The 21,741-nt window shown below is 47.0% G+C and carries 20 protein-coding genes; 17 read left to right on the top strand and 3 right to left on the bottom strand.

All coding sequences use genetic code 11. The features are described from left to right. Positions 1-24 precede the first annotated feature (24 nt). Both HCZ42_RS17720 and argS read right to left on the bottom strand, forming a co-directional pair. The gene (locus HCZ42_RS17720) at positions 25-453 is read right to left on the bottom strand and encodes an HIT family protein (protein WP_167422098.1); all 429 of its coding nucleotides are present in this window, start codon (positions 451-453) and stop codon (positions 25-27) included. A 104-nt stretch (positions 454-557) separates the two neighbouring features. After that, on the bottom strand, positions 558-2,291 hold the full coding sequence (gene argS / locus HCZ42_RS17725; RefSeq protein ID WP_167422099.1) for an arginine--tRNA ligase: 1,734 nt from the start codon (positions 2,289-2,291) through the stop codon (positions 558-560). 246 nt (positions 2,292-2,537) lie between these two features. Here argS and HCZ42_RS17730 point away from each other — a divergent pair, with 246 nt between their 5' ends. Further along, positions 2,538-3,134, top strand: coding sequence for a VOC family protein (locus tag HCZ42_RS17730; protein WP_167422100.1), 597 nt, complete (start codon positions 2,538-2,540; stop codon positions 3,132-3,134). 53 nt (positions 3,135-3,187) lie between these two features. On the opposite strand, the gene HCZ42_RS17735 is transcribed toward HCZ42_RS17730, so the two are convergent. Next, positions 3,188-5,962, bottom strand: a complete 2,775-nt coding sequence (locus HCZ42_RS17735; protein WP_167422101.1) for an insulinase family protein — start codon at positions 5,960-5,962, stop codon at positions 3,188-3,190. Positions 5,963-6,265: 303 nt separating this feature from the next. Between HCZ42_RS17735 and sixA the strand changes: the two genes are divergently transcribed. From sixA to HCZ42_RS17815, 16 genes are all read left to right on the top strand, one after another. Next, positions 6,266-6,730 (top strand): phosphohistidine phosphatase SixA, encoded by a 465-nt coding sequence (gene sixA, locus HCZ42_RS17740; protein ID WP_167422102.1) that lies wholly within the window; start codon positions 6,266-6,268, stop codon positions 6,728-6,730. 192 nt (positions 6,731-6,922) lie between these two features. Continuing rightward, entirely contained in the window at positions 6,923-9,016 is a 2,094-nt protein-coding gene (gene flhA, locus HCZ42_RS17745; protein ID WP_167422103.1) for a flagellar biosynthesis protein FlhA, read from the top strand. Positions 9,017-9,045: 29 nt separating this feature from the next. Continuing rightward, positions 9,046-10,518: a flagellar biosynthesis protein FlhF gene (flhF, locus tag HCZ42_RS17750; RefSeq protein ID WP_167422104.1), complete on the top strand. Its 1,473-nt coding sequence runs from the start codon at positions 9,046-9,048 to the stop codon at positions 10,516-10,518. 13 nt (positions 10,519-10,531) lie between these two features. After that, positions 10,532-11,419, top strand: coding sequence for a MinD/ParA family protein (locus HCZ42_RS17755; protein WP_167422105.1), 888 nt, complete (start codon positions 10,532-10,534; stop codon positions 11,417-11,419). Continuing rightward, positions 11,412-12,146: an RNA polymerase sigma factor FliA gene (locus tag HCZ42_RS17760; RefSeq protein ID WP_167422106.1), complete on the top strand. Its 735-nt coding sequence runs from the start codon at positions 11,412-11,414 to the stop codon at positions 12,144-12,146. Before HCZ42_RS17755 ends, HCZ42_RS17760 begins: the two co-directional genes overlap by 8 nt. Positions 12,147-12,189: 43 nt before the next feature. Continuing rightward, a complete protein-coding gene (gene cheY / locus HCZ42_RS17765) occupies positions 12,190-12,558 on the top strand; it encodes a chemotaxis response regulator CheY (RefSeq protein ID WP_053410859.1) in 369 nt (122 codons plus the stop codon). 32 nt (positions 12,559-12,590) lie between these two features. Next, a complete protein-coding gene (locus HCZ42_RS17770; RefSeq protein ID WP_167422107.1) occupies positions 12,591-13,310 on the top strand; it encodes a protein phosphatase CheZ in 720 nt (239 codons plus the stop codon). Positions 13,311-13,319: 9 nt separating this feature from the next. Continuing rightward, the gene (locus tag HCZ42_RS17775) at positions 13,320-15,476 is read left to right on the top strand and encodes a chemotaxis protein CheA (protein WP_167422108.1); all 2,157 of its coding nucleotides are present in this window, start codon (positions 13,320-13,322) and stop codon (positions 15,474-15,476) included. A gap of 23 nt (positions 15,477-15,499) precedes the next feature. Then, entirely contained in the window at positions 15,500-16,639 is a 1,140-nt protein-coding gene (locus HCZ42_RS17780) for a protein-glutamate methylesterase/protein-glutamine glutaminase (protein WP_167422109.1), read from the top strand. Positions 16,640-16,648: 9 nt separating this feature from the next. Further along, entirely contained in the window at positions 16,649-17,425 is a 777-nt protein-coding gene (locus HCZ42_RS17785; protein WP_167422110.1) for a ParA family protein, read from the top strand. Beyond that, a complete protein-coding gene (locus HCZ42_RS17790) occupies positions 17,418-18,368 on the top strand; it encodes a chemotaxis protein CheW (protein ID WP_167422111.1) in 951 nt (316 codons plus the stop codon). The genes HCZ42_RS17785 and HCZ42_RS17790 overlap by 8 nt, the downstream gene beginning before the upstream one ends. Positions 18,369-18,405: 37 nt before the next feature. Further along, positions 18,406-18,900, top strand: coding sequence for a chemotaxis protein CheW (locus HCZ42_RS17795; RefSeq protein ID WP_053410729.1), 495 nt, complete (start codon positions 18,406-18,408; stop codon positions 18,898-18,900). Beyond that, positions 18,900-19,391, top strand: coding sequence for a DUF2802 domain-containing protein (locus tag HCZ42_RS17800; RefSeq protein ID WP_167422112.1), 492 nt, complete (start codon positions 18,900-18,902; stop codon positions 19,389-19,391). The genes HCZ42_RS17795 and HCZ42_RS17800 overlap by 1 nt, the downstream gene beginning before the upstream one ends. Before the next feature lie 199 nt (positions 19,392-19,590). Continuing rightward, on the top strand, positions 19,591-20,211 hold the full coding sequence (gene ccmA / locus HCZ42_RS17805; RefSeq protein ID WP_167422113.1) for a cytochrome c biogenesis heme-transporting ATPase CcmA: 621 nt from the start codon (positions 19,591-19,593) through the stop codon (positions 20,209-20,211). Between the two features lie 2 nt (positions 20,212-20,213). Next, positions 20,214-20,882 carry a heme exporter protein CcmB gene (gene ccmB / locus HCZ42_RS17810; RefSeq protein ID WP_053410732.1) on the top strand — a complete coding sequence of 223 codons (669 nt, stop codon included), beginning with the start codon at positions 20,214-20,216 and terminating at the stop codon, positions 20,880-20,882. Between the two features lie 103 nt (positions 20,883-20,985). Beyond that, entirely contained in the window at positions 20,986-21,738 is a 753-nt protein-coding gene (locus tag HCZ42_RS17815; protein WP_053410733.1) for a heme ABC transporter permease, read from the top strand. Positions 21,739-21,741: the final 3 nt, after the last annotated feature.

Here is a 21,741-nt window from a genome sequence, read left to right on the forward strand (position 1 = left end):
TGGCTTTTTTGTATCGATTGAAGACTATACGCGGCGAAACAAGCTACTTAACGACAACACGTTTCCGATACGTGTCATGATTTCTTGTTGTTCCTCATCGCTGCGGAACTCACCTTTGGTATTGCCCCAAACAGGACCTGGCCAAGCAATGTCATCTTTAAAGCGAGCAATATGGTGAATGTGTAGTTGCGGCACCATGTTACCAAGCGCACCAAGGTTTAATTTGTCCGGACGAAATGTCGCTTCTAACGCTTGGCTGACCGCTTGAGACTCCAGTAAGAATTGTTGCTGCTCTTGCATTGGTAAGTGGTGCAGTTCTTTTAAATCGTGTCTTTTCGGTACTAGGATTACCCAAGGCACAGCGTTGTCTTTGTGCAATAAGGCAACGCATAACGGGAAGTGACCGATCACAGTGGTATCTTGGGCTAACTGAGGATGGAGTTCAAAGCTCATTTCTTTCGTCTCTTGTCGTTATTTTGTTGTGAGTATACGCCAAACAAAAGAAAAGGTTGACGCCAAAACGCCAACCTTTTTCTATGCAAAACCGCAAGTTTAGATTACATGCGATCGAGTGTTTCGATGCCTAGCAGCGATAGACCTTGTTTGATGGTCTTCGCTGTTAGAGCCGCAAGCTTCATACGGCTTAGTTTTACTGACTCGTCTTCACTGTTTAGGATCGGGCAAGCTTCGTAGAAGCTAGAGAACTGACCCGCTAGTTCGAATAGGTAGCTACACATGATGTGTGGTTGACCTTCACGAGCTACAGACTGAACGGCTTCTTCAAACTGAAGCAGCTTAGCAATCAGCGCTTTCTCTTTCTCTTCAGTCACTTTGATCTCACCAGACAGGTCATCCATTGAGATGCCAGCTTTAGCGAAGATTGAAGCGACACGCGTGTATGCGTACTGCATGTACGGCGCTGTGTTACCTTCAAATGCCAACATGTTGTCCCAGTCGAACACGTAGTCAGTGGTACGGTGCTTCGACAGGTCAGCGTATTTAACCGCAGCCATGGCTACTGTTGTCGCGATCTTCTGCTTCTCTTCGCTATCTAGTGAAGGGTTTTTCGATTCGATCAGTGCAACAGCACGCTCTTGCGCTTCATCAAGAAGGTCTGCAAGACGAACAGTACCACCTGCACGTGTTTTAAATGGACGGCCATCTTTACCTAGCATCATACCGAATGCGTGGTGCTCTAGTGTCACTTCTTCAGGTACGTAACCCGCTTTACGGACGATAGTCCAAGCTTGCATTAGGTGTTGGTGCTGACGCGAGTCAATGAAGTAAAGTACGCGGTTTGCACCTAGCGTTTCGTAACGGTATTTCGCACACGCAATATCGGTTGTGGTGTATAGGAAACCGCCATCGCGTTTTTGGATGATAACGCCCATAGGGTCGCCATCTTTGTTTTTGTATTCGTCTAGGAATACCACTTGCGCGCCGTCATCTTCTTGAGCGATACCTTTTTCTTTCAGGTCCGCTACGATGCCCGGTAGCATGTCGTTGTACATGCTTTCGCCCATTACGTCGTCACGAGTTAGTGACACGTTTAGACGGTCGTAGTTACGCTGGTTTTGAATCATAGTTACGTCAACCAGCTTCTTCCACATTTCAGCACAGTACTCGTCGCCGCCTTGTAGTTTCACTACGTAGTTACGCGCTTTAGCTGCGAATTCTTCGTCTTCATCGTAAAGCTTTTTCGACTCGCGGTAGAACGCTTCTAAGTCTGCAAGTTCCATTGAAACTTCACCAGACTCTTGTTGAACGCGCTCTAGGTTTGCGATAAGCATACCAAACTGAGTACCCCAGTCGCCGATATGGTTGGCACGGATAACTTTGTGACCTAGGAACTCAAGAGTACGAACTACGGCATCACCAATGATGGTTGAACGTAGGTGACCTACGTGCATTTCTTTCGCAACGTTTGGTGCTGAGTAGTCCGCAACGATAGTTTGCTGTTCTTCAGCGGCTACGCCTAAACGTGTATCAGCTAGCGCAGCTTCTGCTTGTTTCGCTAGGAACTCTTCGCTTAGGAAAATGTTGATGAAGCCAGGGCCTGCAATTTCTGTCTTGCTTGCGATACCGTCAAGATCCAAAACATCCAATACCTTTTGCGCAAATTCGCGAGGGTTAGTGCCTAGTTTTTTAGCCACGCCCATCACGCCGTTCGCTTGGTAATCACCAAACTGAGGTTTTGCAGATTGGCGAACAGCCGCAGGACTGCCTGCAGGTGCGCCAGCGGCTTCAAGAGCCTGAGATACTTTGTCGTTAATAAGTGCTTGGATATTCACACGCGCTTCCTTCAATTCTGGGGAATTGGTTAGGTATGCATTCCCATTCTCCAAGTTAGCAGCAGGCTATTATTGGATAATATCCACCCGGGTGGAGGTGAATGCATATCTTGATCTAGTTCATAATTTGACGCACATAATACCAACTTTATTGGTTGGCTTATAGGGAGTGAACTGGGAAATTTTCTACTTTTCCTGACGATCTTGTTACTATTGTAGAAAAATTAATGTTTTGGATGGTTGAAAATGTCACAACGACTAATTGATGCTGAATTAATGCCGATTCAGATGTGTGAAAAACTTGATGATTTTATGCATAAAATCCAAGGATTAAGCGAAATTATGCATATCGATTTGTCTAGTTTTCAGGCGGATCATATAGCATTACGTATCAATGATGCAGAACTAGCACAATTAGCTCATCAAGAGTGGCTTAATCAGGGCAAAGAAATATCGAATGCGCAGATCAATGGTCGCCCAATCATTGTGATTGAGTTTACCCAGCCGCTCAAAGCTTTAGGTTGGTCCATTGAGTGCTTGGAACTGCCTTATCCAGCAGAAGGTAAACGCTATCCACAGCAGAGCTGGGAACACGTGGAGTTTGTTGTGCCTTCGGCGGCACAAACCGCACAAGAATATCTGACTGATTTAAAAGCACAGTTTCCTGAATTCGCCCAGCAGTATGACGCATTGGCGGAGCGCGGTGTGAAAACCAAACTCTCCAGCCCGAAAGGCGAGGGGGAGCGTTTAAACAACCCAACGGTTGCCTTCAAACAAGCGGGAGTGTGTATTAAGTTGCACCCCCATTCATTGAAAGCGATCGTAGAATCTGAGCGTCAATAACTAGCTTGATACGCCATAAAAAAGGGCTTCGTAATAGAAGCCCTTTTAAAAGCTTAACCCAGTTCGACGTCTTTTGGTCGCAACTGAAACTCTTCAATAGAGCCAATCTCTAGCCCAAGCTCCAGCTTCTGTTCATCGTGGTGTGCGTTGCCCTGAGTATGCATGATCAAGCGATTTGCGGTGCGCGGTTTTAATTCGTTAACGACAAAGCGAATCATGTCTGCACGCTCTAGACCTTTGAGCTCTTCCAGCACTTTTTCGCGCTGATTAAACTCGATATCTTTATTACCGATGGCAACCCACATACGCTGTGCTCGAGAGCGTAGCGTCGTATCCGGCGTTGAAATCTGGTTCCACAAGCCACGTTTACTGCTATGCCATTGGTACTCATCTAACTCAAGCAACACCATGTAAAACGCATTGAGAAACTCGTCAATTGAGCTCACCAGTTCCGCTGGCGCGGCGTTAGGAGACTGTACATACAATACAATCCCCGGATGCTTGTTGAGTGGTAAGTTGCCTGTACCAACCATATAACCGAGTTGTTGCTTGGTACGGATCTCATGGAAGAAGGTCGCCGACATTAAATGGTTTGCCAATGAATACAGGGCAATGCTTTTTGGGCTGGTGTCATCACACTGATAGTAAAGTACCACCGCTGAATCCTCTTGATCGCAGAACACCTCTCGCTGGAATGTCCCGCTTTTGCCCAGCATGACCAGCGGGCGCAACGACTCTTCATATTGCTGATTTTTTACCCTTAGAGCGTCTTTTAATGTACCACCTAGGGTTAAAGCGTCCGCTTTGTTCCAGTCACCGTAGACAAACATTTCGACGTGCAACTCAGAGAGAATGGAGTCGACAAAGTTGGGCAGCTCTTGAACGTCAATCGTTTCTAAAGCATCGGCTAACACTGCGTAAGGCGGATTGTTCGGCTGCAAGATGCCCGTTAGCGCGTTGAACAACTGCGAAATTGGACGGTCTTGTGCGGCGTTGCGCCAGTTTCTTAACAACTGTTGTTTAATGGTATCGAATCGTTGCTGGCTAAATTCACGGCGGGCAAAGCGTTCAAGGATCAAACGCATCAGCTCAGGTTGCTTTTTGCTAAAGCCAGAAACGGTTAACGTGACGCCACCTTGGTGAGCGTACATGTTGTAGCCCATACCCGCGATCTCGGCTTGGTACGTCTCCGTGGCTAGGCTGTCGAGGAACATCTCGACACATAACCGCGTTTTTACGATCTTACGCGGATTGGCAACGGCTTGTGGACTATCTATTGCGACATACACCATACCTTTAGGGACGCGGAACTCGCTGTCTTGTAAGTGCCACAGCTTGAACCCCGGCAGTTCTTCAATGACTTGCGGAACGTTAGAAGTTGTTTCGACCACTTGTGGGTCTAGCTCGTAGCAAATAAATGGGTTCTTACTCGGCAGGCTGAAATTGAGAACAGACGGAGCAGTAAACTTGCTGAGTTGCTGCTCGTCAAACGCTTTAACCGAGTAGGGGGTAAAGTACCATTTGGCGGTTTTGTCGTACTCCAGTCCTTTGGCAATCACTGTGGTACGTAAGTTTTCGACACTAAAGTAGCCAAGCAGTGTTTTTAACAACTGTTCGTCATAGCCTGTCATCATGTAATCGCCGTAAATCGCGTCTTGCGGCTGATAGTGTTGCAGATTGATGACCAGATGACTGACTAAATCCATAGGGCGGGTTGGTTCTTGGAAACGAAATGCCGATTCGAGCACCGCTTTTTTCTCTAAATAGCGCCACTCATCTAAACCAGAATTGCGGATTAGGTCGATGTAACTAAACACCGCTTGAGTAATATCATCAAGGTGCTCCAGACCATCGGGGGTCAGTGCACAGCTTACCGTGAACTCTCGGTAGTTGCTGCCACTTGTGCCGCCACCTGCAGACAGCGAGGTAATCCAACCTTGTTCTTTTAACGCCAGCATTAAACTGCCTTCACCCTCGTAGCCGAGCAGATGGGCAAAGTAAGAAAGCGGTTTGCTTTGGTAATGCTCATCCATACCGGGCAGTGGAAAGGTAAGGATCAATTTGCGAATTTCTTTAATTGGCTCAACGTGCACGCGCACACCCGTAGAGCTCTCATCGCAGAAAGGAACATCGACCGATTTACCGGCGAGATGGTGATTGGGAACGCTGGAGAACTTCTCGCTGCACCACTGCTCAAGCAGATCGAGATCTTGTGGACCCACGACCGCAAGTGTCATCAGATCCGCCGAATATTGCTGATAGTGGAAGTCGATGATTTCATCACGGATGGATTCACCATTTCGATCTCCTAATGTCTCTAGATTACCAACAGAGAATTTACTGAAAGGGTGCTGTTGGTTGACTACTTCTTTGTGCACTTGGTAGAGGCGTCGAGAATCATCATTGAGTTTTAGCTTGTATTCCGACTCTACAGCTTGACGCTCTTTATCCAGCGCCTCTGAATTAAATAGTGGTGCAGTAAAGAATTGGCTGAAGCGATCAAGGGCATTGTCAAACGCGCTCGGGGTGACATCGAAGAAGAAACAGGTGTGTTCTGTGCCAGTCCAAGCGTTATTACTGCCACCGTGCTGGCTAATATAACTTTGAAACTCGCCCACTTTAGGATACTTTTCCGTGCCTAGGAAAAGCATGTGCTCAAGATAGTGCGCTAAACCTTCGCGGTCGCTGGGATCGTCGAAATGTCCGACGTTAACCGCCAGTGCCGCCGCAGACTTTTGCGCAGTGGCATCATGAATGAGCAAAACCCGAATCCCGTTACTGAGGGTGAGGTAACGGTACAGGTTGGTGTCGTTAGGGCTAATATGCACGCGACGCTCTCCGGTGAAGGTAAAATTTGGGGTGAGTGTTTTATAATTATGACTCGGATAATGACGACTGCAAACTATCTATCTGAGAAATCTGAGCAAAATGCTGTTACTTGGGCAAAAAGCGTATTAGTCAATTGTGTTAGTGAAGTCCAAGTCTTTCTTGAACCAGTTGATATAATTAGTTGCAATATTCAGCGTGCAACAAGCCGCCCATATTTGATAAAAACAACGTCATAATAAAGAAAAGAACAATACAAAGATGAACTCTCCGTAGTCAGTCTCGGATATGTTTAGGAAGAAGCCATGAAAATATTTATTATGCGTCACGGGGAAGCAGAGCACTTCGCTCAGAGTGATGCTGAGCGAGCGCTAACAGAGAGAGGACGCAGTGCCTCTTCGGCAGTCGCGGCAGCTTGTGTGGCACAGGGCATCAAGCATTTTGATAAAGTGATCGTTAGTCCTTACTTACGTGCTCAGCAGACTTGGCAAGAGATCTCGCCTCAGTTCGATGCGCGCCAAATTGAAATCAGTGAAGATATTACCCCTTATGGTGATTCGGAGCAGGTGGCCGAATATGTCAACGCCTTGATTGAGGTGGAAAAGCTGGAATCTGTATTATTGGTCTCTCATTTGCCATTAGTCGGATATTTGGCGGCGGAATTTGTTGTCGATATGGTCCCCCCAATGTTCCCTACCTCGGGGCTATTGTGTATTGACTATTCGCCAGAAAAACATGACGGTGAAGTCGCGTTTAATATCCAGCCTTAATCAATCTTACTCAAAGCTCGTCAGATGAATATCTTGTCTGACGAGCTTTCGTGTTTTTTAGTTTCCCACCAACTTATCGATGGCTGATTCGCAGCTTGAACCTCTAGTCATTTATTTGACATTTTCTATGGATCAAAAATTGCATATGAGAGATAAGTTTCTCTTTCTATAGACAATTGTAGCTGCCTATCTATGAAGTTTTCTTTGCCTTTTGCGGATAAGTTACCTCCTATACCGCAGCGAGCTATGCCAGCGATTGGTGCGCCAGTCATGGTTTTGGCCACGCTGGCGATGGTGGTTTTACCGATACCAGCATTTCTGCTCGATTTGTTTTTTACCTTCAACATTGCACTGGCGATGGTGGTGTTGCTGGTAACGGTTTACACCCGCAGACCATTGGACTTTGCGGCGTTTCCGACGGTATTGTTGATTGCGACTTTGCTGAGATTGGCGTTGAACGTCGCCTCAACACGTGTGGTATTGCTATATGGCCATGAAGGGCCAGGCGCAGCCGGTAACGTGATTGAAGCGTTCGGTAACGTAGTGATAGGCGGCAACTACGCGGTTGGTCTAGTGGTGTTCTTGATCTTGATGATCATTAACTTCATGGTTGTGACCAAAGGTGCTGGACGTATCTCGGAAGTAAGTGCCCGCTTCACACTTGATGCCTTACCCGGCAAGCAAATGGCGATCGATGCAGACTTGAACGCTGGATTGATTGACCAAGACCAAGCTCGTACCCGACGCCAAGAAGTGACTAAAGAGGCAGACTTCTACGGTTCGATGGACGGTGCGTCTAAATTCGTAAAAGGTGACGCGATTGCCGGTATCCTGATCTTGTTCATCAACATTATCGGCGGCTTGTCGATCGGCATGGCTCAGTACGATCTGGGCTTTGGCGAAGCGATTCAAATCTATACCTTGCTCACCATTGGTGATGGTCTGGTGGCGCAAATCCCTTCGCTACTACTCTCAATCGGTGCGGCGATCATGGTGACTCGTCAGAATGCTGACGAAGATATGGGACAACAGGTTGTGTTCCAAATGTTCGACAACCCGAAAGCACTGATGATCACCGCTGGTATTTTGGGTGTGATGGGCATCGTTCCTGGTATGCCGCACTTCGCGTTCTTGCTACTAGCGATTATCGCTGGTGGTTCGGCTTACTGGATTCAACGCAAACAAAAAGTCCAAGAAGAAACCAAAAACCTACCCGCCACGACTGAAACCGATCACCCCACACCGAAAGAACTGTCTTGGGATGATGTTCAGCCCGTCGATATCGTTGGTCTTGAAGTTGGTTATCGCTTAATCCCGTTGGTGGATAAAGACCAAGGTGGCGAGTTGCTTGAGCGCGTCAAAGGGGTACGCAAAAAGCTGTCGCAAGATTTTGGCTTCTTGATCCCTGCGGTTCATATCCGAGATAACCTCGAGCTGACTCCGAACAGTTACCGCATTACCTTAATGGGCGTTGCGGTAGGTGAAGCGGAAATCCGCCCAGACATGGAACTGGCGATCAACCCTGGGCAAGTTTACGGCATGATTGAAGGTGAACCGACGGTTGACCCGGCCTTTGGCCTAGAAGCGGTGTGGATTCGAGAAGAGCAGCGAGAGCACGCACAAGCGCTAGGTTATACCGTCGTGGACTCTTCAACCGTACTGGCGACGCACCTGAGCCAGTTGCTGACCAACAACGCGTCTCAACTTATTGGTCACGAGGAAGTGCAGAATCTACTCGAGATGCTGGGCCGCAGCACGCCGAAACTGGTGGAAGCGTTTGTACCCGATCAACTGCAACTGGGTGTTGTGGTCAAAGTGCTACAAAACCTACTCAATGAAGCAGTACCGATTCGTGATATTCGTACCATTGTTCAAACCCTGTCCGAATACTCAAGTAAGAGTCAAGAACCTGACATCTTAACCGCGGCGGTGCGAATTTCACTTAAACGATTAATTGTTCAAGAAATCAATGGTATAGAGCCAGAACTCCCGGTAATCACTCTAATTCCTGAGCTGGAACAAATATTGCATCAGACAATGCAGGCTTCAGGAGGGGAATCTGCTGGAATCGAGCCGGGGTTAGCCGAGCGTTTACAAGCTTCTTTGAGCAATGCGACTCAAGAGCAAGAACTGAAAGGTGAGCCAGCGGTGTTGTTAACCTCGGGTGTATTGCGTTCGACGTTGGCGAAGTTTGTTAAAAACACGATTCCATCATTGCGAGTTCTCTCTTACCAAGAAATCCCAGACGAAAAACAAATTCGCATTGTTCAAGCGGTCGGTAACTAGGACACATGCGGGAATAAACGGTACCCAAATTGAAGATTAAACGATTTTTTGCCAAGGACATGCGCTCTGCTCTACTCCAAGTGAAAGGGGAGTTGGGAGACGACGCGGTGATCATGTCAAACAAAAAAGTCGCAGGTGGTGTCGAGATCGTTGCGGCGATCGACAGCGAAGGCGCAAATCGCTCGTCGACGAACAACTACGGTTCTAGCCCTCGTCATAACTTACGCCAAGCACCTGCTTCTTTGCCTACTTCGTCAAAACGACAGCTAGAGGATGACCGAGTTTCATTGCAAACTCAGGCCGACTCCGGTCGTTCGATGACGAAGCGTTTCGCCAATATGCTGAAACATTACAGCAACGGGAAACCAGAATTTGAAGAGCGTGAGGAAGAGAGCCAAGACTCACTGTCAGCGTTACTTAAACGCCAGTCTTCAGCACAATCCAATGCCGACCGCATTCAACTGAAAGAAGACTCACCGCTAGCTAAATTGATTGCTGAAGACTCTCGAATTGAACGTCCACAAGAGCGTCTGGACCCAACGCGTTTTGAGCGTGGTCGTCCAAGCCAAGCCGACGTTTCTAATGAAAGCCTAGAAGATATGAAAGAAGAGATGATGTCTATTCGTCGACTTCTGGAGCATCAAGTGTCTGGCCTTATGTGGCAAGAAGTGGAGCGTCGTGAGCCACTGAGAGCAATGTTGATCAAACGCCTAGAGCGTATGGGCGTTTCGTCAGATTTGGCGGACCAATTGGCTTGTTACATTCCTGAAGATACGCCACCAACCAAAGCGTGGAAGGCGCTATTAGGCTTGGTGTCTGACCAAGTTCCAATTTCGAAGCAAGATATTCTTAAACGTGGTGGTGTGGTTGCACTGCTCGGCCCAACAGGCGTTGGTAAGACAACGACTGTGGCTAAGCTTGCGGCTCGTGCTGCGATGGAATGGGGGGCGGACAACGTTGCGTTAGTGACAACTGACACGTACCGAATAGGTGCCCACGAACAATTGGCGATTTATGGTCGAATCATGGGATGCCCGGTAAAAGTTGCTAAAGATTCTAAAGAGTTAGCCGATGTAATTTATCAGTTACGAAACCGTCGCCTGATTCTTGTTGATACCGCGGGTATGGGGCAGCGAGATGTACGACTGTCAGAACAGCTGGATACGTTGATGCACGATAGTGGTGAAGTGATTCATAGTTATCTTGTTCTTCCAGCCACTGCTCAACGCAAAGTGTTGCAAGAGACAATAGACCACTTTAAACGCATCCCATTATCTGGATGTATCTTAACCAAACTCGATGAGTCGTTAAGCCTTGGTGAGTTTGTAAGTGTGGTTGTGCAGAATTCATTACCGGTTGCTTACATAGCAAACGGTCAGCGAGTGCCCGAAGATATTGTGATTGCCCAGCCCAAATATATGGTAGCTAAGGCAAACGAATTACTTGAGAAGTCGACAGAAGATGAGCCTCACTACTGGAATAGTGACGCGGAAAGGTTCTAGGCGGCAGACGATTATGACAAATAACATGATACAAGACCAAGCAAGCGGACTACGCCGCTTAACACAACCTTCTCTAACTAAGGTCATCTCGGTTACGGGTGGTAAAGGTGGTGTCGGTAAATCAAACGTAACTCTCGGCATGGCTATCTGTATGGCTCGCCAAGGTAAGAAAGTCATGGTTCTGGACGCTGACTTAGGTCTCGCAAATGTCGATGTAATGCTAGGTATTCGACCAAAGCGCAACCTCGGTCACGTTCTTGCAGGTGAGTGTGAGCTCAAAGATGCTATTGTTGAAGGACCATTCGGTATAAAAATTATTCCGGCGACATCTGGTACTCAATCTATGGCAGAGCTATCACATGCACAACATATCGGCTTGATTCGTGCATTTGGTAGCCTAGAAGACGAGATGGACGTGTTATTAATTGACACGGCTGCTGGTATCTCTGATATGGTAGTCAGCTTTTCGCGCGCAGCCCAAGATGTGGTGGTGGTTGTTTGTGATGAACCAACCTCGATCACAGATGCATATGCGTTGATTAAATTGCTGAGTAAAGAGCACCAAGTTCAGCGATTCAAAATCGTAGCAAACATGGTCCGAAGCTACCGCGAAGGGAGAGAATTGTTCGCAAAATTGACTTTGGTCACAGAGCGATTCTTGAATGTGAGCCTTGAGCTCGTAGCATGTATTCCATTAGATGATAAAGTTCGACAAGCCGTTAAAAAACAGAAAATTGTTGTCGATGCATTTCCGCGCTCACCTGCCGCTCTAGCGATAGGGTCTCTGGCAAATAAAGCGCTAACTTGGCCAATTCCTAAGACGCCAAGCGGGCATCTCGAGTTTTTTGTTGAACGTTTGTTGAATAGAACAGAAATACTAGAGGAACCATTTGGTGAATAAGGCCCTGACCTATGACCAGTACGGAAACCAGAACAGCCAGCGGGAGTTTCTAGAGAAATACTCGGTGCTTGTGAAGCGTATTGCTCATCATTTGTTGGGTCGGCTCCCTCCTAGTGTGCAAGTAGAAGACCTTATTCAATCGGGCATGATTGGCTTACTTGAAGCCCAGAAGAATTATGACGGTAGTAAAGGCGCGAGTTTTGAAACTTACGCGGGTATTCGAATCCGTGGTGCTATGCTCGATGATATCAGACGTGGAGATTGGGTTCCTCGCTCGGTACACAGACATAGCCGCGAGATAAGCCAGGCGATCGCAACACTAGAGGGTGAGCTAAATCGTGACCCGACGGATATGGAAGTCGCTAAGCACGTAGGCATGAGTTTAGAGCAATACCACTCAGTCCTAACTGACATTAACTGTTCTCGATTGGTTGGTATAGAAGATCTTGGCGTTTCCGAAGACGTGATCAACACTGAAGATAACGAAGAGGCGAACAGCCCTTTTCAAGGTGTCGCGGATGAGTTCTTTCGAAATGCGCTGGTGGAGTCGATTAAATCTTTGCCGGAACGCGAGGCACTTGTGCTGTCGCTTTACTATGACGAAGAATTGAATTTAAAAGAAATTGGCGAAGTAATTGGTGTTAGCGAGTCACGCGTTAGCCAGATACTAAGTCAATCAATGCAGCGTTTACGCACTAAACTCAGTGCGTGGACTAACAATGAGTAAAACACTGATATTGAATTCAGTGGAGGCAATTTTGAATAAAAACATGAAGATCCTTATTGTTGATGATTTTTCAACAATGCGCCGTATTGTTAAGAACCTACTTCGCGATCTGGGTTTCAATAATACATCAGAAGCTGATGACGGCTTGACGGCGTTACCTATGCTTAAAAAAGGTGAGTTCGACTTCGTCGTGACAGACTGGAATATGCCAGGGATGCAAGGTATTGACCTCCTGAAACATATCCGCGCAGATGCTGAACTAAAGCATCTACCTGTCCTTATGATTACCGCGGAAGCAAAACGCGAACAGATCATCGAAGCGGCACAAGCGGGTGTAAATGGCTACATTGTTAAGCCTTTCACAGCTGCGACACTAAAAGAGAAGCTAGATAAGATTTTTGAACGTTTATAGTCTATAACTCAAGGCGTTAAGGCCAATTCAGAATGATTTCATTAGAGCAAGCGAAACAACTCGTAGCGCTACTAGAAAATGAGCAACAACAAGAAGCCAATCTTCTTGTGAAAGATCTGTACGAAAATGCTTCGAATGCAGTGATTGAAGAACTTGGCGAGCTGACTCGTGATCTTCATGAAGCAATCAAGCAGTTCAGTAGCGATGAACGAATGAGTCAAATTGCCAATGACGAAATCCCAGATGCCAGGGATCGCCTTCAGTATGTCATTGATAAGACCGAAGATGCTGCAAATAAAACCATGGACGCTGTTGATCGCTGCATGCCAATAGCTGAAAACTTGCACGAAGGCCTGCTCAAAGTTCGTCCTCAGTGGAATGAACTGATGCACGGGCGCATTGATATCACTGAGTTTAAAGCGCTATGCCACAACATTGATGACCTACTTGGTCAAGTGGAAGGGGATAGCTCTGAATTACGCGGTCAATTGACTGAGATCTTGATGGCTCAGGATTTTCAGGACTTAACCGGACAAATTATTTCCAGAGTGATTACACTGGTGAATGAGCTTGAAAATCGGTTAGTCAATACACTAGCGGCGCATAAAAACTCGTCGTTGGATAAGAGTACAGATAACAACAAAAAAGCATCTACGGACCCAGAAGGTCCGATTCTCAACCCTCACGATAGAGAGGATGCCGTTTCATCGCAAGATGAAGTCGATGACCTTCTCTCGAGTCTTGGGTTTTAGAGGTATTATATGAGCTACGATTTAGACGAAGATATTCTTCAGGACTTTTTGGTTGAAGCTGGCGAGATATTAGAGCTTCTCTCTGAGCAACTGGTTGAGTTGGAAAACAATCCAGATGACAAAGATCTATTAAACGCCATTTTCCGAGGCTTCCACACCGTTAAAGGTGGCGCAGGTTTCTTGTCTTTGACAGAACTTGTTGATACCTGCCATGGTGCAGAGAACGTGTTTGATATTTTGCGTAACGGTCAGCGTCAAGTAGACGCGAGTCTCATGGACACCATGCTACAAGCATTGGATACTGTTAACGAGCAATTCCAGGCGGTTCAGGATCGTGAACCTCTCGTCGCAGCAGACCAATCCTTGCTTGATGAACTTCACCGTCTAAGTAAGCCCGCCTCTGCGGAAGAAGCAAGCGCAGCTCAAGTTCCTGACGCAGAACCTGTGGTAGAGACGCCAGTGGAAGTGCCGGCTGAAACGCCAGCATCCGCAGAAACGTCGACAAATTCTATCGATGAAATTACTCAAGATGAATTTGAAAAATTGCTGGATGAACTGCACGGTAAAGGCAGTGCCCCGAGCAGTTCTACTCCAGCGGCGGCTGCGTCAACACAACCAGAAGACGAAACAAGTGGCGATATCACCGATGATGAGTTCGAGAAATTACTCGACGAACTGCACGGTGTAGGAAAAGCGCCAGGTGATTCGGTTTCAGAATCCACAACACCAACTCCAACTCCAGAGCCGCAATCGAGCGCATCTGGTGATAGCGATTTGATGACCGACGAGGAGTTTGAAAAACTGCTCGACGAGCTGCACGGTAACGGTAAAGGTCCTTCCGTCGAAGAGCTTGAAGCGGCAACTAAGCCAGCTTCTGCAAACCTGCAAGTTGAGCAAAAACCAGCTGCTGCACCAGCTCCAGCAAAAGCGCCTGAAAAAGCAGTACCTGCTAAATCAGAAGCGGCGACGCCAGCGAAAAAAACACAAGCAGAAGCAACAGTCCGTGTTGATACCTCAACACTAGATACCATTATGAACATGGTCGGTGAGTTGGTATTGGTACGTAACCGCCTGCTTAGCCTTGGTTTGAACAGCGCTGACGAAGAAATGTCGAAAGCGGTAGCAAACCTAGATGTTGTTACAGCTGACCTGCAAGGTGCGGTGATGAAAACGCGTATGCAACCGATCAAGAAAGTTTTTGGTCGTTTCCCACGTGTTGTTCGAGATTTGGCGCGCAGTTTGAAAAAAGACATCTCGCTGGAAATGCGTGGTGAAGATACAGACCTAGATAAGAACTTAGTTGAAGCGCTTGCCGATCCATTGATTCACTTGGTGCGTAACTCCGTCGACCATGGCATCGAAATGCCGGAAGACCGTGTTGCAGCAGGTAAACCAAGTACAGGTAAAGTGATTCTTTCTGCTGCTCAAGAGGGAGACCATATCGAATTGGCTATCGTGGATGACGGTGGCGGTATGGATCCAGACAAACTTCGAGCAATTGCGGTTAAACGCGGCATTATGGATGAAGATGCGGCTTCGCGTCTTACCAATAAAGAGTGTTTCAACCTGATCTTTATGCCTGGTTTTTCAAGCAAAGAGAAAATTTCTGACATTTCAGGTCGTGGTGTAGGTATGGACGTAGTGAAAACGGCGATCAATACCTTGAACGGTTCTATTGATATCGATTCAGAAATGGGTCAAGGCACGAAAATCACCATCAAAGTACCGTTAACACTGGCGATTCTGCCAACGCTAATGGTTGGTGTGGGTGGTCATCCGTTTGCGCTGCCATTGGCGAGTGTGAATGAGATTTTCCACTTAGATTTAAGTCGCACAAACGTTGTTGATGGTCAGTTGACGATCATTGTGCGTGATAAGTCGATTCCTTTGTTCTACTTGCAAAACTGGCTCACGCCAAGCATGGGGCAAGTGGAACTGCGTAAAGGGCATGGCCATGTAGTGATTGTTCAACTGGGTAGCCAGCGAGTTGGCTTTGTGGTTGATACGCTTATCGGCCAAGAAGAAGTGGTTATCAAGCCGCTGGATAAACTACTACAAGGCACTCCAGGTATGGCGGGCGCAACAATTACGAGTGATGGTCATATCGCGTTGATTCTAGACGTGCCAGATCTGCTAAAGCAGTACGCGGCAGCTTCACGAATCTAGGTCATAGGAAGTAAAGGAAAGATATGGCAATTAAAGTATTAGTCGTCGATGATTCAAGTTTTTTCCGCCGCCGAGTGAGTGAAATCATTAACTCGGAAGCACGACTAGAAGTGGTAGACGTCGCAACCAATGGCAAAGAAGCAGTAGAGAAAGCACTGCGCATTAAGCCAGACGTGATTACCATGGATATTGAAATGCCAGTGATGGATGGTATCACTGCGGTACGTGAAATCATGGCGCAGTGTCCAGTTCCTATCTTAATGTTTTCGTCCCTGACTCATGATGGGGCGAAAGCGACACTTGATGCACTCGAAGCGGGTGCATTAGATTTTCTGCCGAAAAAGTTCGAAGATATTGCGCGTAATCGTGACGAAGCTGTGACTCTATTACAGCAGCGTGTGATTCATATTGCCTCTCGTCGTGCGTTTATGCGCCGTACGAGACCAGCAAGCCCAGTGAAATCACCAAGTTCATCCGCGCCAACTTCAAGCTTGCTGAATCGACAAACGACATCGACCAGTACACTACCGCGCTCAACTGCGGCTCCAAAACCAGCGGTGAACGCACGTTTTCGCTCATCTGGCAAAAAATATCAGCTAACCGCGATTGGTACTTCAACAGGAGGTCCTGTTGCGCTACAAAAAATTCTAACCAATTTGCCTGCCAACTATCCACATCCGATCGTTTTAATCCAGCACATGCCAGCAACCTTTACCGCAGCATTTGCTACCCGTTTGAACTCGCTATGTAAGATACAGGTGAAAGAAGCGGAGAATGGCGATGTGCTAAAGCCGGGTGTCGCATATTTGGCTCCAGGTGGTAAGCAAATGATGATCGACGGTCGTCCGGGAGCGGCTAAGCTGCGCATTCTCGACGGTGGTGAGCGTATGAATTACAAACCATGTGTTGATGTGACCTTTGGCAGTGCCGCGAAAATTTACCATGACCAAGTCTTATCAATGGTGTTGACTGGAATGGGAGCGGACGGACGAGAAGGCGCAAGAATGTTGAAAAACGCTGGCTCAACGATCTGGGCGCAAGACGAAGAAAGCTGTGTGGTTTACGGCATGCCTCAAGCAGTGGCAAAAGCGGGTATTTCTACTGAAGACCTACCACTGGACCGCATCGCAGAACGCATGCTGGTCGAAGTCGGTTTAGCCTAGAGGTTCGTCATGATTGTATGGAGCATTGCAAACCAAAAAGGTGGCGTAGGTAAAACCACTACGACAATTACGTTAGCCGGCTTGTTAAGTCAGCAGGGGAAGCGCGTACTGCTTGTGGATACCGATCCGCACGCTTCGCTAACTACCTATTTAGGTTATGACTCGGATAATGTGCCCGTCAGCCTGTTTGACTTGTTTCAGTTGAAAGAATATACCGAGCAAACGGTCGCTCCGCTGATTATGCAGTCCAACATCGAAGGGATAGACATTATTCCAGCACACATGTCTTTGGCGACGTTAGACCGTGTGATGGGTAATCGAAGTGGTATGGGATTGATCTTAAAACGTGCTTTGCTCGCGCTGAGAAAACGTTATGACTACGTACTGATCGACTGTCCTCCGATCCTTGGGGTGATGATGGTCAACGCACTGGCTGCGAGTGACCGCATTCTGATCCCTGTACAAACCGAGTTTCTGGCGATGAAAGGTTTGGAGCGTATGGTTCGCACCTTGGCGATTATGCAAAAATCGCGTGGTAAATCATTTAACGTGACGATTGTGCCAACGATGTACGATAAGCGAACGAGAGCGTCGCTACAGACCTTACAGCAACTGAAGAAAGACTATCCAGAGCAAGTTTGGTCATCGGCTGTACCGATTGATACTAAGTTCCGCGATGCTAGTTTGAAGCGCCTTCCAGTGTCTCATTTTGCATCGGGAAGCCGAGGTGTGTTTGCTTACAAGCAGTTGTTGCTTCACCTAGAGAGGTTGTCGATCGATGACTAGTCAGTCACTTTCTAGTGAACAAGCGTTGGATGATTACTTCTCTGCGTTGCTTGAAGGCAGTTCGGATGAAACGGCCGAACTAACACCGGTAGAGCCAGTGGTTGAACTGGTACCAGAACCTCAATTGCAGCCAGTAGAAGAGTCTCACTTTGTTGAGCCTGAGTTGGAAGAGGTTGACGTTCCTAACCTTGAAGATGTGGAACGCTTGCTCAAACAACTAGAAGCGTCCAACCCAGTCGATGAGGTCGACGTCGAGCATATTCTCGAACAAAATACCGTGAGTATTGCTCAGACTCAACCTGTTGTTGAAGAGATCCAAGAATGGGATACGGAGACGCTGGTTGAAGAGACGGTTGTGGAAATACCAACGGTTGAGTTGAACGTTACACCAGAAGTCATTGAGCCCGAAATCGATATTGCTATCGACATCGTACCTGAAGTTGAAACTCAACCGCAAGAAGCGAGTGAAGAGGCGTGGCAGAGCATAGCTAGAAGCGAACGCTTTCAAGTTTTGTACTTCGATGTTAACGGTGTACTGTTTGCGGTTCCGCTCGACGAGTTGGGTGGGATACACCGACTTGGTGAGCTAAACCACTTGATCGGCCGACCAGCTTGGTACTTAGGTTTACAAACCAGTCGTGACGCACAATTGGATGTCGTTGATACAGCCAAGTGGGTTATGTCTGAAAAAATTAAGGATGACGCTTACAAAGACGCGTATGAATACGTAGTAATGTTAGGCGAAAGTATGTGGGGCTTGGCTTCTACCCAACTTAAAGGAACAGAAGCGCTGGAACCAGAAACCGTGCGTTGGCGAGAAAAGGCGGGTAAACGCCCTTGGCTCGCAGGCATGGTAAAAGAAAAAATGTGTGCTTTGATACATGTTGACGCATTAATCGCTATGCTTAATGCAGGGCTTGATGTTAAAGCACTAGATAATTAGAACATTTATGCCGCTTTAGGCTTAGAGAGGATTAGGTATGTCTCAAACTAACGAAGTAGAAGTAAGAAAAGACCAGTCTAACGACGAAGTGCTTCAGTGGGTGACGTTCCAGCTAGAAGAGGAAACCTACGGTATCAATGTAATGCAGGTACGTGAAGTCTTGCGTTACACAGAGATCGCTCCAGTCCCAGGTGCTCCTGACTATGTACTAGGTATCATCAATCTGCGTGGTAACGTTGTAACCGTTATTGATACACGTTCACGCTTTGGTTTGGTTGAAGGTGAGATCACCGACAACACGCGTATCATCGTAATCGAATCTGAGCACCAAGTGATCGGTATTTTGGTCGATAGTGTGGCTGAAGTGGTTTACCTACGTTCTTCTGAAATCGATACAACGCCAAGTGTGGGTACGGATGAGAGTGCTAAGTTCATTCAAGGTGTAAGCAACCGCGACGGCAAACTGCTTATCCTTGTCGATTTGAACAAGCTACTGACAGACGAAGAATGGGATGAGATGGCTCATCTATAATGGATTTCGCTTGGATTGTTAATGACCCGGTATTAGCTGGGTCTTTGGCTGCTGTAGTTGTACTTGTACTGTTCGTTTTTATGCGAATGAAGCGCAGTCAAACGCGAGCGTTCGAACACGCTCGTCAACAAAACCGCAAGTTAGATAAAGAACTGCAAAAAGCGAACAAGCAATTGCTTGAAGTTCGTTCGGTTGTGGTTGGGTTGGGTCAAAGAGTCAGTGAACAACAGGACATCATCCAGCACCTTAATGAACGAATCACCGAGCTTGAGCAAGAAGACAGCGACGGTCGCTTGTATTCTCGAGCGAGTAAAATGGTTCAGTTGGGCGCGGATATCAATGAGTTGATTGAAGAGTGTGAATTGCCTAAAGCAGAAGCCGAACTGATGATGTCGCTGCAGAAGAAGATCGCTGGAAAAGAGAAAGTCCCGCCGATGGAGAGTAACCCAGAGCGGCAAAGAGCTCTCGCCCGTCAGAGACGTGCAAGATAACAACACAACGATTAAAAGAAAGGTGCTCTAGGGCACCTTTTTTATTTCTGAATGTAACCATTTAGGGGTAGATGAGTTTCTATATGCATAATTGTTAACAGATTCTTACTCAGTTTCGTGATTCGTATAGGTCTAATGCTGTGTTGTGCTTAACAGGCTGTGGTAATATAGCGACTCAAAATTTTAGTAGTGACAGCACATGTTAGAAGTATCCCAGCTTACCGCCATTAGAGATGAAAGAATTTTATTTGAATCCCTTTCTTTTACTATAGATACCGGAGAGTTAGTACAGATTGAAGGTCGCAACGGCACAGGTAAAACGACCTTACTACGTATCGTGACAGGGCTGGGCGACCGTGATAATGGCGAGATATTTTGGAATGGCGAAAATATCGAATCTAACCGTGATGTGTACCACGAAGACTTACTGTTTCTTGGCCATAGCACTGGTGTGAAGCGAGAGCTAACAGCATATGAAAACCTACGCTTCTACCTCAACATCCATTCAAAAACACCGGTAAGCAAAGAACAGATCTACAACGCACTAACGAAAGTAGGTCTCGCGGGAAGGGAAGATGTCCCTGTCGCACAGCTTTCTGCAGGTCAGCAACGCCGCGTGGCATTAGCGCGCTTGTGGTTGAGTCAGCATAAACTGTGGATTTTGGACGAGCCTTTAACCGCTATAGATAAACAAGGCGTAAAGGTGCTGGAGTCACTATTTTTGAACCATGCGGAGCAGGGTGGCATTGTGGTGCTAACCACTCACCAAGATATGTTTACCGATAACCCTAAACTTAGAAAAATCAAACTGGGTGATTAATCATGTTAGCGACTATGAATAGTATTGTGCGCCGCGAACTTTTAATCGCTTTTCGCCGTCAAGCTGATGTTTTTAACCCACTGTGGTTTTTTATCATCGTTATTACCTTATTTCCTCTTAGTATTGGTCCTGAGCCGAACTTATTAGCGCGAATTGCCGCTGGTATCGTCTGGGTGGCTGCGTTGCTTTCGGCATTGCTCTCTCTCGAACGACTATTTCGTGATGATTTTCAAGACGGTTCGTTGGAACAAATGATGCTTATGCCTGTCCCATTACCGATTGTTGTGATCTCCAAAGTGATCGCCCACTGGGTACTGACAGGTTTGCCACTGATTTTAATTAGCCCATTGCTCGCGATTCTACTCTCTTTGGATTTCAACACTTGGTTGGCGGTTGTGCTGACTTTGCTGGTTGGTACACCGACGTTGAGTTTTATCGGAGCCATTGGTGTCGCGCTAACCGTTGGGTTGCAAAAAGGTGGGGTACTGCTGAGTTTGCTAGTACTGCCGCTGTATATTCCGATTTTGATTTTTGCGACCTCAGCAATTGACGCCGCATCACTCAGTGTTGCGTATAACGGTCAGTTAGCCATTTTAGGTGCAATGTTTATGGGAGCATTTACCTTAACGCCGTTTGCAATTAGTGCCGCGCTGCGTGTAAGCGTGAATTAGTTGTTTTCGATCAAGCACGAAATTTTCCCGTTATATAAATTACAAATAAAAATTGTCACTGCGATTTGAGTGACACAAAACTGAAGTAAGAGTGAGAATAAACATGTGGAAGTGGCTCCATCCTTATGCCAAGCCTGAAACCACTTATCAGTTGTGTGGTAAGTTGCTGCCTTGGTTTTCCATTTTAGCCCTATTGTGCCTATCGATCGGTACGGTTCTCGGCTTAGCGTTTGCTCCGGCGGATTACCAACAAGGCGATAGTTTCCGAATTATCTACATTCATGTTCCAGCTGCAATCTGGTCGATGGGTGTCTACATGTCGATGGCGATTGCCGCATTTATCGGTATTGTGTGGCAAGTTCGCTTGTCAGACATGGCAGCATCGGCAATGGCTCCTATTGGCGCGGTTTACACCTTTATTGCTCTTTTAACTGGTGCTATCTGGGGCAAACCGATGTGGGGAACCTGGTGGGTTTGGGATGCACGCTTAACCTCAGAACTGATTCTTCTATTCCTTTACCTAGGTGTTATCGCGCTCTACCACGCGTTTGATGACCAAAAAACAGCCGCGAAAGCTGCGGGTATTTTGGCGATTGTCGGTGTGGTGAACTTACCGATTATCCACTTCTCAGTAGAGTGGTGGAACACACTACACCAAGGTGCGACGATTACGAAATTTGAAAAACCATCTATTTCAAGCGACATGTTATGGCCGCTGCTCCTTAATATCTTCGGTTTCGCATTTTTCTTCGGCTCAGTGACCATGATTCGTTTACGTAACGAAATCCTGAACAAAGAGAGTCACCGTCCGTGGGTGATTAAACTTGCCGAAGCTAAATCTCAGAGAGGTAATTAAATT

This window comes from Vibrio hepatarius, assembly GCF_011806575.1.
GTDB classification, from domain to species: Bacteria; Pseudomonadota; Gammaproteobacteria; order Enterobacterales; family Vibrionaceae; genus Vibrio; species Vibrio hepatarius_A.